Here is a 15,288-nt window from a genome sequence, read left to right as displayed (position 1 = left end):
GGAGTAGTAAGGCCCGTGGCTGGCCGGTTAAGCCACAAATCTACTTTTCACCCTTTTTTTCTCAACCCCCATGAAGCTTACCGCTACTCCCTTCGACCCGCAGACCGGCGAACTGCTGCCGGTGTATCGCGACGCCTACCTGCGCGGCGACCTCGCCCGGTCTTCGGCCCGCGCCGTGGAAGACTACCTGCGCAAAGATGCCACGCAGGCCCACAGCACCGTGACGCGCTGGCACGAAATGACCACCCAGGAGGCCGATGCCGCCGCCCCCACCAATTGGGTGCAGAAGCAGATGCTGTTTATCCGGGAGCAGCCCCAGCGGTTCCGCCGCCGGGCCCTGACCATGGTGACCGGCGCCGCGCTGGTGGCCGGCGTGTCGATGGCCGGCACCCGCCTGCCCTCGCACGAGGCCGTGGTGCTGCCCACCACCTCAGTTACTACCCTGGCTAACCTGGAAACCGCCAGTGCCGCCGCCGCCGAAGCCAGCGCCACGCGCATGGTCACGGTATCGGGCCGCATTCTGAACGAGAGTGGCCAGCCGCTGGTGGGTGCTACCGTGCTGCGCAAAGGCACCCGCTTCGGGGCCAGCACCGATGCCAGCGGCAACTACGCCCTGCGCGTGCCCGCCGCCGAAGCCGCTTCGGCCACGCTGCAATACGGCTACGCCGGCTATCAGGACCAGGAAGTGCAGGCCGGCACCGCCGCCCAGCACGGCGTGACCCTGCAGCCCCGCGCCACCAAGCGCAAGCACTGGCTGTTTTTCTAATTCATTGTTTGTTAGTTGTCTATCCGGGTTATCCTAAGTGAAAGCAAGGACCTACCGAAAGCACGTTGCGAATAAGCTCCAAGAATCTTCTTTATCCACTTCTCCTTCCCCCTCAGCCAACATGGCCTATTCTAATAACACCGCTGCCGGCAAGGCAGTTGAAGCAATTATCAACGATTTGCCCAGCTTGGTGGCTGTGGCCGTAGTCGACATCACCTCGGGCATGGCGCTGGCTTCGCATTCGAACTCGCCGAGCATCAATCCCGAAACGGCCGCTGCCTACAACACCGAAGTGGTGAAGCAAAAGCAAAAAGCCATGTCGGCCCTGAAACTGACCGGGGAAAAAATCGAGGATATTCTCATTACGCTTACCAACCAGTCGCACCTGCTCAAGCTGAACTCGGCTGGCAACAAATTCATCTACCTGGTGGTGAACTCGCGCGAAACCAACCTGGCCATCGCCCGCGAGGTACTGCGCACGCACGTTGACGAAATCAACTAAGCGCCACTCGCTGCTTTTCAAAAAGGCCCGTCCGGTATTGGATGGGCCTTTTTTGTGGGCTGTGGTGGCCTTTGATTGGGCAATTTCGTTAAGCTGAATTCATGCGATTTCGCCATTCTCCTGCCTGATGAAAAGAAAGCCCCAAGCCCCAGCTCCTAAGCATCGTTCCGCTAAATTCTGGCCCGTGATGGGCTTCGCCACCATCGCCGGGATGCGCAGCATGAGCGCACCGGCCTTCCTCAGCCATTATTTCTCGCGGCAGCCGCATGCCGGCCTGGAGAGGTCGCCACTGCGTTTTTTGCAAAAGCCCGTGACTGCGCAAATTCTGAAGGCCCTGGCCGCTGGCGAAATGGTAATGGACAAGCTGCCCACCACGCCCAACCGCACGGCTCCGCCGGTGCTACTGGGCCGGCTGCTTTCGGGTGCGCTGGTGGGGGCGGCCTGGTATAAGTCGCGCCACGGCAGCGCCCTGAGTGGCGGCGTGCTGGGCGGTTTGGCCGCCGTGGCTGCCACGTTTGTGAGCTACGCGCTGCGCACGGGCATCAGCCAGCAGACGGATACGCCCATCGCGCTGGTGGGCGTGGGCGAGGATGCGTTAGTGGTGGGCGGCGGCGCGGCGCTGTTGCGCGGCGTGCAGCCCGCGCACGGCGAATGGCGGCCGCTGTAAAACTCTAGCCGCCGAGCAGCGACAGCGGGTTGGGCGTCATGCGGTGCTCGAACATGGCCCCGATGTTTTGGGCTTTGGTTTTGGCCTCGTCGGCTTTGGGGCCGAGGAAAAGGGCATCGACGGTGGCGGTGAACAGCGCCAGCCACCGCTGGAAGTGGGCTGATTGGATGGGCAGCGGGAAATGCCGGGCCATGGGTCGCCCTTTGTAGCGGCTGGTGCCCAGCAGCACGCTGCTCCAGAAATCGTACATCTTGGGCAAATGGGCCTGCCAGTCCACCTGCGCCACGTCGTGGAAGATGGGCCGCAGTAGGTCGTCGGCATCGACGCGGGCGTAGAAAGCATCGACCAACTGAATGATATCGGCTTCGTTATGCAGGTCGGGGAGGAGGGGCATGATAGTGCTTTTTAGAGCGGTGCTCAGTATACGATGTAGGGGCGGGGCCTGCCCCCGCCCGGACGCTCGCACCGTTGCAACGATTCCGTTCAATGACGGGCGGGGGCAGGCCCCGCCCCTACTTTCCGGCCGCCCAGCAGCACCAGCGCTACAGCCAGCACGATGAGCGCCGCGCCGCCCAGCATCTCAGGGTTCAGGCTTTCGCCAGCGAAGGCCCAGCCCAGCAGCACCGCCACCACCGGATTCACGAAAGCATACGTGCCCGCCAGAGCCGGCTCCACGGCCCGTAGCAGCCAGATGTAGGCCGTGAATGCCACAATGGAGCCGAACGTGACCAGATAAACATACGCCACCCACGACTTGGTGGTGACCTGCGCCAGCGTGAAGCCATCGGCCTCGCCCCGCACGAAGCCCACGATGAGCATGGCCACGCCGCCGCACAGCATCTGTATGCCGCCCGAGGCGAAGGGCGACGGCGCGGGCTGGTGGTTCTTGGCGTAGAGCGAGCCGATGGACCACACCAGTGAGGCCAGCAGCACGATGCCCATGCCCAGGCCCTGGTGCCCCGGTTCCTTCACGGCCGTGGCCGTGGGGTGGGCGGCCAGCAGGTACATGCCCGTCATGCCCGCGCCCAGCCCCAGCGCCACCCACTTGGTGGGCCGGGCCGAAATGCCGCTCAGCCACCCCAGCACCGCCAGAAACATGGGCACCGTGGCCACTAGCAGCGCTGTGATACCGCTGGGCAGGTACATCACCCCCAGCGTGGTGCCGCCGTTGCCAAACCCCAGCAAGCACACGCCGATAAACACCGCATAGCCCCAGCCGCGCAGGGTGGGCGCGGGCTCGCCCCGCCAGCGCATGAAGCCGTAGAGCAGCCCGCCCGCCATCGCGTAGCGCGTGCCGGCCATGAGCAGCGGCGGCATGCTGGCCACGGCAAATTTCATCACCAGATAAGTGGAGCCCCATATGAGGTAAACCAGCGCAAAGGCCGTGAACAACGCAGCCCGTGAAGGCGCGGCGGTAGAAGAAGAGTCAGACATAAAATCACGAAGAACTGCCGCAAAATTACGCCCGACTTGTAGCGCGAAGGCCAGCGCAGCTAAAGTTCGCGCCACGGAAACGCCGGCCTTGCGCCTTGCTGTTGTTGCTTTGCATGATGAACAAAGCGAAATTTCTCCTGCTGCTGCTGGCTTCGCTAGCGCTGCTGAATCCCGCCGCCGCCCAGCTACTCCAGCCCAAGGCCGATTTCACCCGGGCCGACACATTACGCGGCAGCCTCACCACACCGCTGCGCACCTGCTACGACATCAACTACTACCACCTCGATGTGAAGCTGGACCCGGCCAAGCGCTTCATCAGCGGCTCCAACCTCTTCCGCTTCACCGCCACGCGGGATTTTACGCGGCTGCAGTTCGACCTCTTTGCCAACCTGCAAGTGGATAAGGTGATGTATAAGGGCAAGGACGTACCGTTCACCCGCGAGGTCAACGCGGTATTCGTAACCTTTCCGAAAACCATTCAGCAGGACAGTAAGGATGAGTTCACCGTCCAGTATTCCGGTAACCCTACGGTGGCCAAAAAAGCGCCCTGGGATGGTGGCCTGGTCTTTACCACCGATGCTGCCGGCAAGCCCTGGGTGGCCTCGGCCTGCCAGGGCGTGGGGGCCAGCATCTGGTGGCCCACCAAGGACCAGCAGGCCGATGAAGTCGATTCCATGCTCATCAGCGTGAGCGTGCCGCAGGGTTTGAAAGACGTTTCCAACGGCCGCCTGCGCAAAACGACTAAGCTGAAAGACGGCTACACCCGCTTCGATTGGGCCGTGCGCAACCCCATTAACAACTACGACGTGGCCCTGAACGTGGGCGACTACCAGCATTTTTCCGACCAGTACCAAGGCGAAAAAGGGCCTTTGACCCTTGATTATTGGGTATTGCCCGAGAACCTCGCTAAGGCCAAAACCCAGTTTGCCGCCAACGTGAAGCCCATGCTCAAGAGCATGGAATCGTGGTTCGGCCCCTACCCGTGGTACCAGGACGGCTACAAGCTGGTGGACGCCCCGCACCTCGGCATGGAGCACCAAAGCGCTGTGGCCTACGGCAACAAATACCAGAACGGCTACCTCGGCAAGGACCGCAGCAACACCGGCTGGGGCCTGAAATGGGACTTCATCATCATCCACGAAAGCGGCCACGAGTGGTTCGGCAACAACATCACCAGCCAGGACATTGCCGATATGTGGGTGCACGAAAGCTTCACTACGTACTCCGAAGCGCTGTTTGTGGAAACCCAGTTTGGCAAGCAGGCCGGCCAGGAGTACATCCACGGCCAGCGCCGCAACATCTCGAACGACTCGCCCATCATCGGCGCCTACGGCGTGAACAAGGAAGGCTCCGGCGACATGTACGACAAGGGCAGCATGATGCTCAACACCATCCGCACCGTGCTCAACGACGACGCGAAGTGGCGGCAGCTGTTGCGCGGCCTCTCCGCCAAATTCTACCACCAGACCGTGACCGGCCAGCAAGTCATCGACTATTTCAACCAGGAAAGCGGCCGCGACTTCACCAAAATATTCGCTCAGTACCAGCGCCACCGCAACATCCCCACGCTGGAAATCCGCTTCGAGGACGGCAAAACCCTGGCCCGCTGGGTGGCCGATGTGGACAAGTTCGACATGCCGGTGCGCGTGCGGCTGAAAGGCGGCGAATACCAGTTTATCAAGCCCACCACCCGGTTTGCGGAGATGAAGGAACTGGCCGGGGCTACTAAGGAGACGCTGGAGGTGGACACGTTCAACTATTACATCGGCGTGCTGGTTGATTAAGGCGATGGCGCGGGCCTGCGGCCCGTGCCGACTATTAGCAGGCCTCCAGGCCTGCAATCGTTGAATAATACTTGAATGGCGCGGGCGACTGCGGGCCAGAGGCCCGCTAATAGTCGGCACGGGCCGCAGGCCCGCGCCATCTGAACCCACGCCACGCTTTCCCGCAAAAAACCGCCTCACCCGCCGCCGCTGTGCCTTACCTTCGCACGAGCGTACAATCATAGAATACTTCCTCATGAATCAATACGACGTCACCGTCATCGGCTCCGGCCCGGGCGGCTATGTAGCGGCCATCCGTTGTGCCCAGCTTGGCCTCAAAACGGCCATTATCGAGAAATACCCCACCCTGGGCGGCACCTGCCTCAACGTGGGCTGCATCCCCAGCAAGGCCCTGCTCGACTCCTCCGAGCACTACCACAACGCCCATTCGGTGTTCCAGGACCACGGCATCGGCCTCGACAACCTGACCGTCGACATGAACCGCATGATTGACCGCAAGGCCGGCGTGGTGAAGGCCAACGTGGACGGCATTTCCTACCTGATGAAGAAGAACAAAATCGACGTCATCACCGGCGTCGGCTCGTTCATCGACAAAACGCACATCAGCATCGCGCCCACTGCGGGCGGCGAGGCGCAGCAGATTGAAACCAAAAACGTCATCATCGCCACCGGCTCCAAGCCCACGGTACTGCCGTTCATCGCCCAGGACAAGGAGCGCATCATCACCAGCACCGAGGCCCTGAACATCCGCGAAGTGCCCCGGCACATGATTGTGATTGGCGGCGGCGTGATTGGCCTCGAAATGGCCTCCGTCTACGCCCGCCTCGGCGCGAAAGTCTCGGTGGTGGAATTCATGGATTCGCTCATCCCGACCATGGACCGCGGCCTCGGCAAGGAGCTGAAGCGCGTGCTGGGCAAAATCGGCATCGAGTTTTTCCTGAGCCACAAAGTGACCGGTGCCACCCGCGAAGGCGACAGCGTGACCGTGACCGCCCTCAACCCGAAAGGGGAGGAGGTGAAGTTTGAGGGCGATTACTGCCTCGTAGCCGTGGGCCGCGTGCCCTACACCGCCGGCCTCAACCTGGAAGCTGCGGGCGTGGAAATGGAAGAGCGCGGCCGCATCAAGGTCGATGCCCACCTGCAAACCAACGTGCCCGGCATCTACGCCATCGGCGACGTGATTCGGGGCGCCATGCTGGCCCACAAGGCCGAGGAAGAAGGCGTGTTCGTGGCCGAAACCATCGTGGGCCAGAAGCCGCACATCAACTACCTGCTCATCCCCGGCGTGGTGTACACCTGGCCCGAAGTGGCCGGCGTGGGCTACACCGAGGAGCAACTCAAGGAGCAGGGCAAGGCCTACAAAATCGGCAGCTTCCCCTTCAAAGCCAGCGGCCGGGCCCGTGCCAGCGGCGACACCGACGGCTTCGTGAAGGTGCTGGCCGACAAAACCACCGACGAAATCCTGGGCGTCCACATGATTGGCCCGCGCATCGCCGACCTCATCGCCGAAGCCGTGACCGCCATGGAGTTCCGCGCCTCCGCCGAGGACGTGGCCCGCATGAGCCACTCGCACCCCACCTACGCCGAGGCCATGAAAGAAGCCTGCCTCGCCGCCACGGAGAACCGCGCCATTCACATGTAATTGCCGGTTGTTATTTCATGCTGAAAAAGAGCCTGAAGCTTGCATAGCTTTAGGCTCTTTTTTTATGTAGCTCATGCCAGGATACACATTACCGCTTTTGCTACTGGCCTTATTGACTGCTTGCGGAACCCAGCCGAAAACGGAAGAAAAACCAGCCCGCAACACGGCTGTAGCACCCCCGGTGACACCGCAGACGAAAGATTCTGTTGCGCGAACAGCCACGCCTGCTACCCACGAACAAGCCGAGCAGGCGATTCAACGCGAGCCATCGCAAGGCAGCGTAGAGGCGCGCCCAATGCAGTTTCGGTGTATCAGCGAAGAGGATTTTCAGCAGGAAATTGCGATAGGCAACATCATGGTCGACACCTTGCAGCAGCGCTTTCTGATAAGTGCTGAATGGCACAAGCCCACGCTCCTCTATTATCGGTCGCCTAGCTGCCCCAACGGCTGGATAGAAACACGGCTGGAACTGGTAGGGGAATGGCTCTGGAATAGCGCAGTGACCCTAGACACGGTGCGACTGGCACCCACCGGGCCACCAGCGGTGCTCCTGAAGTTCAGTTCCGAAACGAGCCTGCATCATTGGTCCATTTCCAACGAGGGCATCAACATTATCGACGTATCCGCAGAGCCGGTACTATTACTCAAAGCAGGAACCGCCAGCCACGAAGGTGGCTACACTGGCGATGATGAAACTGATTCCACCGACACCCAACGCGAAGAGCATTCCTTCGAAGTCGTTCAATCGCAGTCGATAAAGGTGCGCAATCAGCTTATCGTAGTTGAGCCTGCTGTTGAGGACGGCCAGTACGCATTGCATTCGGTACCGCCCGGAACCTACCGTTACCGCCACGGCAAGATGATTCGAATCAGGAAATAGCCGCCCTGCGGCAGAAATAAAAAGAGGCTGAAGCTACGGTAGCTTCAGCCTCTTTTTATTTGAGGATTATGTCCTAGTGACTAATAAGCAAACATCGCCTTCGGGTCGGGACCATATTCGTTCTCGCCTGCATTGCCTTCGGTGCAGTCTAATACCAGCAGCCAAATAACGCCAACCAGCGGCACGAAAAGAATCAGCGTGAACCAGCCGCTTTTGCCTACATCGTGGAGCCTCCTGACTCCTACAGCCAAGCTGGGAATGAGCATCGCAATAGCGTACAGACCAGAGATAGCGCCGCTACCAGTGCCAGTCAAAACGTAATCGGCCACTCCTGCCGCAATCGAGAAAAGGAGGTTAAACAATACAAACATCCAGTATTCTTTTCTGCGAGCGCGGCCGCTGAATACAGCATATTTTTTTAAAACCTGTAAAAAGTATTCCATTTGCAATCTGGGGTAGCAGTTCCTACTCGTAAGGCTTTTCGGTAACGCCCCGTTTTTTAAAGTGGGTTCTGGACTCCACCACTGCAAAAGCCGAGAGAGCTTTCACTATGTCGGAGAAAAGTACGGAATAAATTCAAGCTTCCATCCATGGCGCAGGCCCACCCCCCCGCTACTATGGATAGCGCTACGTTTCTGCTGCATAAGTTTCGTACAGCGCAGTCGCCCACCGCTTCCCCAGCCCCGCCAGCGGCTTCCGGATGCCCGCCAACCGCTTCCCGACCACAAACCTTTCCTTCCGGACCCTCGCCAACCGTTTCCGGACGCCCGCCAAACGCTTCCGGACCACAAACCTTGGCGTCCGGAGCCTCGCCAAACGCTTCCGGATGCCCGCCAACCGTTTCCGGACCACAAACCTTCGTTCAGGACAACAAACCTTCGGCCCGGACAACAAACCTTCGCTCCGGACCACAAACCTTCCATCCGGACAACAAACCTTTCCTCAGTGGTCGTAGCTCACGACGCGGGTGATTTTCCAGGTGCCGGCCTGCTGCTGCCACACCATCACGAACTTGGAGTTGCCGCAGTCCTCGCGGCCGTTTTCTACGTGGCAAAACCGCTGCGTGGCGATGTGCATAGCCCCGTAGTTTTTCACGGGGTACACTTCCAGGGTGCCCGCCACCAGCGTGCGGGTGATGTCGGGGCTTTGGGTGAATAGGCGCGTGAAGCCTTCCTTGGTTTGGGCGAAGTTGCCCAGGCCGCCTTTGTCGTGGTAAAACTCCAGGTTATCGGCAAAGTAGGCCATGAGCTTATTCACGTCGTGGGCATTGAAGGCGGCGAACATTTCCGTGTCCAGCCGGGCCACCGTTTGGTATAGCTCCTCTTTGGTAAGGGGCTTTGGAGCAGCCGCTGGTGGCGGACTGGTTGTCCCCGTTTGGCGCGGCGTGCTTTGGCCGTGGGCGGTAGTGGCCGAAAGAGCGAAAAGCAGCAGGAGGGTGGCAATGGTGCTACGCATACATGAAAGCGGTTGGAAAGATGTAGAGACGCATATTTGCGTCTCGTCGTTGAACAAAACCAGCCAACGGCGAGACGCAAATATGCGTCTCTACCCCGGCCTTGCAATCCCACCGCAGCTTCTAAATTTAAACGTAGTCACCTCCTATGTCCCGCACCGATACCTACGCCCAGGCCCAGCCCGCCAGCCGCGCCGAGTGGCGGCAGTGGCTAGCCAAGCACCACGCCACCGCCCCCGGCGTTTGGCTGGTCTACTTCAAAAAAGCCAGCGGCCAGCCCAGCGTCACCTACCCCGAAGCCGTGGAAGAAGCCCTCTGCTTCGGCTGGATTGACTCGCACCCCCGCAAGCTCGACGCCGAGCGCACGCAGCTGCTCTTCACCCCGCGCAAGCCCCGCAGCGGCTGGAGCAAGGTGAACAAAGAGCGACTGGAGCGCCTCGAAGCCGCCCAGCTGCTGATGCCCGCCGGGCTGGCCGCCATCGCCCGCGCCAAGCAAAACGGCGCGTGGGAAAGCCTGGATGCCGCCGAAGCCGGCCACATCCCCGAAGATTTAGCCGCTGCCCTAGCTATTGATGAAACTGCCGCCCGGCACTTCGCCGCCTTCTCGTCCTCGGCCCGCAAGCAGATTCTGACCTGGGTACTAGGTGCCAAACAGCCCGAAACCCGTGCCCGCCGCGTAGCCTAAGCCGTGCGAATGGCCGCGCTAGGCAAGCGGGCGAACTTCGACCGGGAATAAGTGGGCAGCGAATCCTTATCTAGGTATTGGCTCAGCGCAGTAGAAAGGATACAAGCCACGATGGGGGAGTATGCAGGGGATTCTGTTGAATCAAAGTCATGGCGAGGTGTATTTGAAAATTTATAATTGTCTGACTTGCATTATTCGACCGTGCGGGAAGACTCAGGTAAGAGATGTTTTAACAACAGTACAGGTTATTTGCAACTCTTTTTTTGAGAATCCGCACTTTTAATTGTGCGTTTATTGGCTTGTGAGGTGATAAATGCTCAAAGCTGCTTTCCATAATTGGGAATTGACGAACTCTTAAGCATAAACCCCGTTTGGATAGTTAGATTCAGATTGTTCGTTCATGTTATTAGAATAGTTCTAATTAATTCGAGCTGTTGTTCTTGTCAGGAACTGCCGGGTGCTTATGCGCAATCGTTGAATTTATATGCCGTAACACTGGCAAGTAATTGCCGCAACATGACAGGTTCAACAGCAGGCACTGCCCAACCGCTTCGATACGAAGCCGCAGCAGCCGGAAACAGAAGCGACGCGGGCTCCGCGTCGCACCCCTTCGCCCAGCCCATGAGCAACCGGGCCACGGATGGCCTCAGCCACCGGGAGCGCAAAAAGGCCCAGCTGATTAGCGGCATTAAACAAGCCGTGGCCGACCTCGTGCTGGTGGCCGGCCAAACCACCAGAACGAAAAACTCCGACTACCTCAGCCGCCGGCTGGATTACGACTACACCTACCTCGCCAACCTGTTTTCGGAAAACACGGGCAGCACCATCGAGCAGTATATCATTGAGTTCAAGATTAACCGGGTAAAAGAGCTGCTCCTGGCGGGCGAGCTCAACCTTACCCAGATATCCTATCAACTCAACTATAGTAGTGTCGCCCACTTGTCCAACCAGTTCAAGAAAGTGACGGGGTTAACGCCTTCGTTGTTTAAGCTTCTCGACGGCAGGCTCACCATAGAGCCTGAAAGTGTGAATGATGTAAATGTTTTCTGTAATCGTGTAAATGCCCTGGAAGTGCGGCGCGTGAGCTTTGCAACGTGAACTAATTCACCCGCAATGTCCACCCCCTATGAAGCAACATTTCCTGTTTATTTTAACCTCGGTAGCTGTTTTGGCTTTCCCGCAAGCCGGTGCCGCGCAGGTGGCCCCAGCCCTGGGAGCCGCCGCCAGCTTTGCCCTGTTCACGGCCGTTGGGGCTGTTGATAACAACGGCCCCACCATCATCAACGGCGACATCGGTACCAATGCCGGCGCGTTCAACGGCTTCCCGCTGGGCGTGGTCGTGAACGGCAGCATCCACGTAGCCGATACGTATTCGACGCAGGCCGCCACGGACGTGCAGACGGCCTACGGCTACATGTCGACCATTCCGTGCGTGACGCCGCTGGCCGTGTACGGCGGCACGCCGGCCGTGACCTTGGCTCCCGGCTCGTACTGCGTGGGCGGAGCTACTACGCTGGCCGGTACCCTGATTCTGGATGGCGGTGGCGACCCCAACGCGAAGTTCTTCCTCCGGGTATCGGGTGCCTTAACCACGGGTGCCAACTCCGTGGTGCTTACCCAAAACGGCGCTACGCCCGCCAACGTGTACTGGCAGATTGGCGGCTTGGTCACGATGGGCCAGAACTCCGTGATGCGGGGTACCCTGCTGGTGGATGGGGCCATCAACATGATTCAGGGGGCTTCGCTGATTGGCCGCGGCCTCTCGCGCGGCGGCTCTATTAGTATTGATAGCAACACCGCCAGCCTGCCCAACGCGGCCGTGGTGCCGGTCATCACGGCCACCTCGTGGCTGGGCACCGCTTTGGGTGGCATCAACACCGACTGGTTCAATTCGAACAACTGGTCGGCGGGCGTGCCCACTAGCACGGTCGATGCCATCGTGGGCACGGGCCGCTCGCCCTTCCCCATCATTGCCACCGGCAACGCCGTGGCCAACGGCCTCACCATCGGTACCAGCGCTAGCCTGACCATGAACGGCGGCACCCTCGACGTGAAGTCTACGCTGAGCAACAGCGGTACCATCAGCGCCACGGCGGGCACCACCAGCCTCAGCGGCACCACCACGCAGCTCCTCGGCGGCAGCGGCAGCACCCAGCTCTGGGGCCTCACCATTACCAATGCTTCCGGCGCAATCCAAAGCGGCCCGTTGAGTATCCACGGCGTGCTGGCCCCCGCCAGCGGCAACCTCACCACCAACGGCCGCACGCTGACGCTGTTGTCAGATGCCGCCGGCACGGCGCTGGTCGACAACACCGGCACCGGTGCGGTAAACGGCACGGCTACCGTGCAGCGCTACATCGCCTCGAGCAACCCGGGCCAGGGCTACCGCCACTACAGCGCCCCGGTTACGGGCAGCACCGTGGCCGACCTGCAAACCAGTGGTTTCGCGCCGGTGCTCACCCAGAGCTACAACACGGCTGCCTCGCCGGCCGCTACCACGCCTTTCCCCACCGTGTTTGGCTACGACCAAACCCGCTTGGTGACGACTACGAACAACCTGCCGGCTTTCGACAAAGGCTTTGTGGTGCCCGCCAGCCTGGCTACGCCGCTGGCCGTTGGCCTTGGCTACACGGTTAACATCAACGGCTCGGCGCTGGTCGATTTCGTGGGTGCGCTCACCACGGGCACTCAGGCCCTGAGCCTGAGCCGCAACGCCGCCGCTTCGGCCAACACCGCCGATGCCGGCTGGCAGCTGATGGGCAACCCCTATCCCGCGCCCCTCGACTACAGCCTGGTGGCTCCCGCCGACCGCACCGGCCTCGATGCTGCCATTTACGTGTACGCCAGCACCGGCCCGTACGTCGGGGCCTATCGCGCCTATGTCAACGGCGTAGGTGGCAACCCCGTGCTGCCTGTGGCCCAAGGCTTCTTTACCCGCGTGAGCGCCGGCCAGACCACCGGCTCACTCACCTTCCGCAATAGCCAGCGCCTGACCACGCTGAACAACACCACCTTCCAGCGCGCCACGGCCGACACCCGGCCCCTGGTGCAACTGGAGCTGCGCGCCGCCAACGGTGCCGCCGACCCCCTCTACGCCTACGCCGAAACCAGCGCCACCGCCGGCTTCGATACCCAGTACGATGCCCAGAAGCTACCCAACCCCTCGGGCCTGAACCTGACCAGCGTGGCCACCACCAGCGAAGCCCTGGCCATTGATGGTCGCCCAAGCTTTACCACGGCCACCGTGCTGCCGCTGTCTGTGGGCGTGCCCGCCGCCGGCACCTATATGCTGGCCGCCGCTGCCCTCAGGAACCTGCCGGCCAGCCTCGATGCCATGCTCACCGATGCTACCACCGGCCAAACCGTGAACCTGCGCTTGCAGCCGGCCTATTCGTTTAGTGTGACCAGCGCACAGGCCGCCGCAACGATGACGGGCCGCTTCACGCTGCACTTTGCCGCCCGCACCGCCCTGGCCACCGCGTCGGCGCTTACGGCCGCCGAGGTGACGCTTTACCCTAACCCGGCCCACAATGCCTTCACGGTTCTCGTGCCGGCCGTAGCCGGTGCTACGCAGCTGCACGCCGACCTGCTCAACACCTTGGGCCAGGTAGTACGCCGTCAGAATGCTGTCCTGGCACCCACCGGCGCTAGTCTGACTGTGGATGCCAACGGCCTGGCCGCCGGCGTCTACACCCTGCGCCTGCAGGTTGGCGCGGCCACGCTGGCCAAGCGCGTAGTGATTCAATAACTGATTCGGGTCGGCCTTTATGGGCCGGCCCGGTATTATCCTTAACGCCTTCCTGCTCATGAAATCCATTCTCTTTTCCGCGGCAAGCCTGCTGTTTTTTTGTGCGCTAACCAGCTCGCCCGCAGTGGCCCAGCCCAACTCAGGCGGCCCCACGCCGGTGCCAGACCCCGTCCAGCCCACCGAAACGCCCATCGACGGTGGCGCTTCGCTGCTGCTGGCTGGTGGGGTTGCTTTCGGCCTCAAACAACTCCGGGCGCGCCGCCTGGCCCGCTCGTCAAACAAATAAATAGCTGCCCGCAGCCCTCCGGAATAGCACCGCTGCTTGCTTTAGCCGCTACCGCCGCTGGGCGATTTGGTTATTCGAAGGAAGCCATTTTACTATTCGCTTTCGCATTGGGTGAAGGTGTCTGGAGCCGTTGACGGAACAGCTTCATAACGGAATGCCCTGCGGCAGAAATTTAAAAAGGCCGAGGCGATAAGCGCTTCGGCCTTTTTGGGGTTATAGCTTCCCGCCATCTATCCCATCTTTGCCCCATGCTCTCCGAACCCACCTACCTCACGGCCCGTATGGCCGCCCCCATGGTTGAAGCCCACTTTGCGCGGCACCGGGCGGCCAGCATGGAGGACGAAGCCCGTCTTGCTGCCCCGCCCGAAGCACAGTGGGTGGAAGCCGTGATTGACGCCGCCTTCTGGGCCAGTCTGCGGCGGGAGGAGGGACACCCGCCCCGCATTTCGCTGGCGTTGCTCCCGCTGGAGCAGGCCCGGCAGCCGCTGGTGTTTGGCCAGCGCCGCCGCCTCACGCCCGCCAACCTGCTGAAGCTGGCTCCCGCCGTGGAGCAGCCCGGCCTGCACCTCGGCGTGTGGCACGATGCCGACGGCCTCTACGTGTGGGGCACGGCCACGCGGGTGCCGCCGCTGTGCTTCGTGCTCGAAGTGGTGGAGCCCGGCCTGCTGGTGGTGAAGCACCGCCGCGCCGGCGGCTTCGGCAAGTTTGTGAACGTGGCCGTGCTGCGCGGCGACCACCTCCAGCTCATCGACGAAGAGCACGGCGGCCTCAACGACTGCGCGGCTCTGCAAGCCTTCCTGCCCGGCCGCAGCCTCCCCGCCCCCGACACCGGCGAAACCGACAACGTGCTGCTGGAGCTGGCCGCCGCCATGCGCGCCCACGGCCGGGGCGGCCTGGTGCTGGTGGTGCCGCCCGGCTCCGAGCAGTGGCAAAAATCCATCGTGCAGCCCCTGAACTACCCCGTGGCTCCGGCCTACACCGGCATCCGGGCGGTGCAGCGGCCGGGCCAGTCGAAGCGCAAGTGGCAGGCCGCGCTGCGGCGCAACATCGGCATCGTGGGCGGCTTCACGGCCGTGGATGGGGCTACCGTCATCACCCAGGAGTACACCCTGCTAGCCTTTGGGGCGAAGGTGGCGCGGGCCAAAACCAGCACGCCCGTCGAAACCATGGTGCTTACCGAGCCAGTGGTGGGCAGCGAGCCGCGCAACCTGCACCCGGCTCAGAACGGCGGCACCCGCCACCTGGCCGCCGCCCAGTTTGTGCACGACCAGCACGATACCATTGCCCTGGTGGCGTCGGTCGATGGGTTTTTCACGGTCTTCGCGTGGTCCGACGACTTGCAGCAGGTGCACGCGCACAAAATTGATGTGCTACTGTTGTGATTACCTGTGTAATCAACTCAAAAAACGGCAACCTTCGGGCCGCTCCTTGCGAATACCCT

Annotated in this window: 15 protein-coding genes; 11 read left to right on the top strand and 4 right to left on the bottom strand. The window is 61.4% G+C overall.

Annotation, left to right across the window (positions count from 1 at the left end; translation table 11 throughout):
- Positions 1-70: 70 nt before the first annotated feature.
- From AAFH49_RS11150 to AAFH49_RS11140, 3 genes are all read left to right on the top strand, one after another.
- Positions 71-766 carry a carboxypeptidase-like regulatory domain-containing protein gene (locus tag AAFH49_RS11150; RefSeq protein ID WP_342298126.1) on the top strand — a complete coding sequence of 232 codons (696 nt, stop codon included), beginning with the start codon at positions 71-73 and terminating at the stop codon, positions 764-766.
- Positions 767-887: 121 nt separating this feature from the next.
- Positions 888-1,268: a hypothetical protein gene (locus AAFH49_RS11145; protein WP_342298125.1), complete on the top strand. Its 381-nt coding sequence runs from the start codon at positions 888-890 to the stop codon at positions 1,266-1,268.
- A 127-nt stretch (positions 1,269-1,395) separates the two neighbouring features.
- Entirely contained in the window at positions 1,396-1,935 is a 540-nt protein-coding gene (locus tag AAFH49_RS11140) for a DUF4126 family protein (RefSeq protein WP_342298123.1), read from the top strand.
- A gap of 4 nt (positions 1,936-1,939) precedes the next feature.
- Here AAFH49_RS11140 and AAFH49_RS11135 read toward each other — a convergent pair whose 3' ends face one another.
- Together AAFH49_RS11135 and AAFH49_RS11130 are read right to left on the bottom strand one after the other, a co-directional pair.
- Positions 1,940-2,329 (bottom strand): group III truncated hemoglobin, encoded by a 390-nt coding sequence (locus tag AAFH49_RS11135; RefSeq protein ID WP_342298122.1) that lies wholly within the window; start codon positions 2,327-2,329, stop codon positions 1,940-1,942.
- Positions 2,330-2,418: 89 nt separating this feature from the next.
- Complete coding sequence (locus AAFH49_RS11130) at positions 2,419-3,369, bottom strand: EamA family transporter (protein WP_342298120.1); 951 nt, start codon at positions 3,367-3,369, stop codon at positions 2,419-2,421.
- A 116-nt stretch (positions 3,370-3,485) separates the two neighbouring features.
- Here AAFH49_RS11130 and AAFH49_RS11125 point away from each other — a divergent pair, with 116 nt between their 5' ends.
- From AAFH49_RS11125 to AAFH49_RS11115, 3 genes are all read left to right on the top strand, one after another.
- Positions 3,486-5,153, top strand: a complete 1,668-nt coding sequence (locus tag AAFH49_RS11125) for a M1 family metallopeptidase (protein ID WP_342298118.1) — start codon at positions 3,486-3,488, stop codon at positions 5,151-5,153.
- Between the two features lie 235 nt (positions 5,154-5,388).
- Complete coding sequence (gene lpdA, locus AAFH49_RS11120; protein WP_342298116.1) at positions 5,389-6,795, top strand: dihydrolipoyl dehydrogenase; 1,407 nt, start codon at positions 5,389-5,391, stop codon at positions 6,793-6,795.
- Positions 6,796-6,868: 73 nt separating this feature from the next.
- On the top strand, positions 6,869-7,675 hold the full coding sequence (locus AAFH49_RS11115; RefSeq protein ID WP_342298115.1) for a hypothetical protein: 807 nt from the start codon (positions 6,869-6,871) through the stop codon (positions 7,673-7,675).
- Positions 7,676-7,755: 80 nt separating this feature from the next.
- Here the strand turns inward: AAFH49_RS11115 and AAFH49_RS11110 are convergent, their stop codons facing one another.
- Together AAFH49_RS11110 and AAFH49_RS11105 are read right to left on the bottom strand one after the other, a co-directional pair.
- Complete coding sequence (locus AAFH49_RS11110) at positions 7,756-8,118, bottom strand: DUF805 domain-containing protein (protein WP_342298114.1); 363 nt, start codon at positions 8,116-8,118, stop codon at positions 7,756-7,758.
- Positions 8,119-8,617: 499 nt separating this feature from the next.
- Positions 8,618-9,130, bottom strand: coding sequence for a nuclear transport factor 2 family protein (locus AAFH49_RS11105; RefSeq protein WP_342298113.1), 513 nt, complete (start codon positions 9,128-9,130; stop codon positions 8,618-8,620).
- Between the two features lie 146 nt (positions 9,131-9,276).
- On the opposite strand from AAFH49_RS11105, the gene AAFH49_RS11100 reads away from it, so the two are divergent.
- The 5 genes from AAFH49_RS11100 (at position 9,277) to AAFH49_RS11080 (ending at position 15,229) form a co-directional block, all read left to right on the top strand.
- Positions 9,277-9,813, top strand: a complete 537-nt coding sequence (locus AAFH49_RS11100; RefSeq protein WP_342298111.1) for a YdeI/OmpD-associated family protein — start codon at positions 9,277-9,279, stop codon at positions 9,811-9,813.
- 621 nt (positions 9,814-10,434) lie between these two features.
- Entirely contained in the window at positions 10,435-10,911 is a 477-nt protein-coding gene (locus AAFH49_RS11095) for a helix-turn-helix domain-containing protein (RefSeq protein WP_342298109.1), read from the top strand.
- Between the two features lie 28 nt (positions 10,912-10,939).
- On the top strand, positions 10,940-13,561 hold the full coding sequence (locus AAFH49_RS11090) for an ice-binding family protein (protein WP_342298107.1): 2,622 nt from the start codon (positions 10,940-10,942) through the stop codon (positions 13,559-13,561).
- Positions 13,562-13,619: 58 nt separating this feature from the next.
- The gene (locus AAFH49_RS11085) at positions 13,620-13,847 is read left to right on the top strand and encodes a PID-CTERM protein-sorting domain-containing protein (protein WP_342298105.1); all 228 of its coding nucleotides are present in this window, start codon (positions 13,620-13,622) and stop codon (positions 13,845-13,847) included.
- Positions 13,848-14,095: 248 nt separating this feature from the next.
- A complete protein-coding gene (locus AAFH49_RS11080) occupies positions 14,096-15,229 on the top strand; it encodes a putative sensor domain DACNV-containing protein (protein ID WP_342298103.1) in 1,134 nt (377 codons plus the stop codon).
- The last annotated feature ends 59 nt before the right edge of the window (positions 15,230-15,288 follow it).

Origin of the sequence: Hymenobacter segetis, from assembly GCF_038448715.1 — a bacterium.
GTDB classification, from domain to species: Bacteria; Bacteroidota; Bacteroidia; order Cytophagales; family Hymenobacteraceae; genus Hymenobacter; species Hymenobacter segetis.
This window is presented reverse-complemented; position numbering and strand designations above follow the sequence as displayed.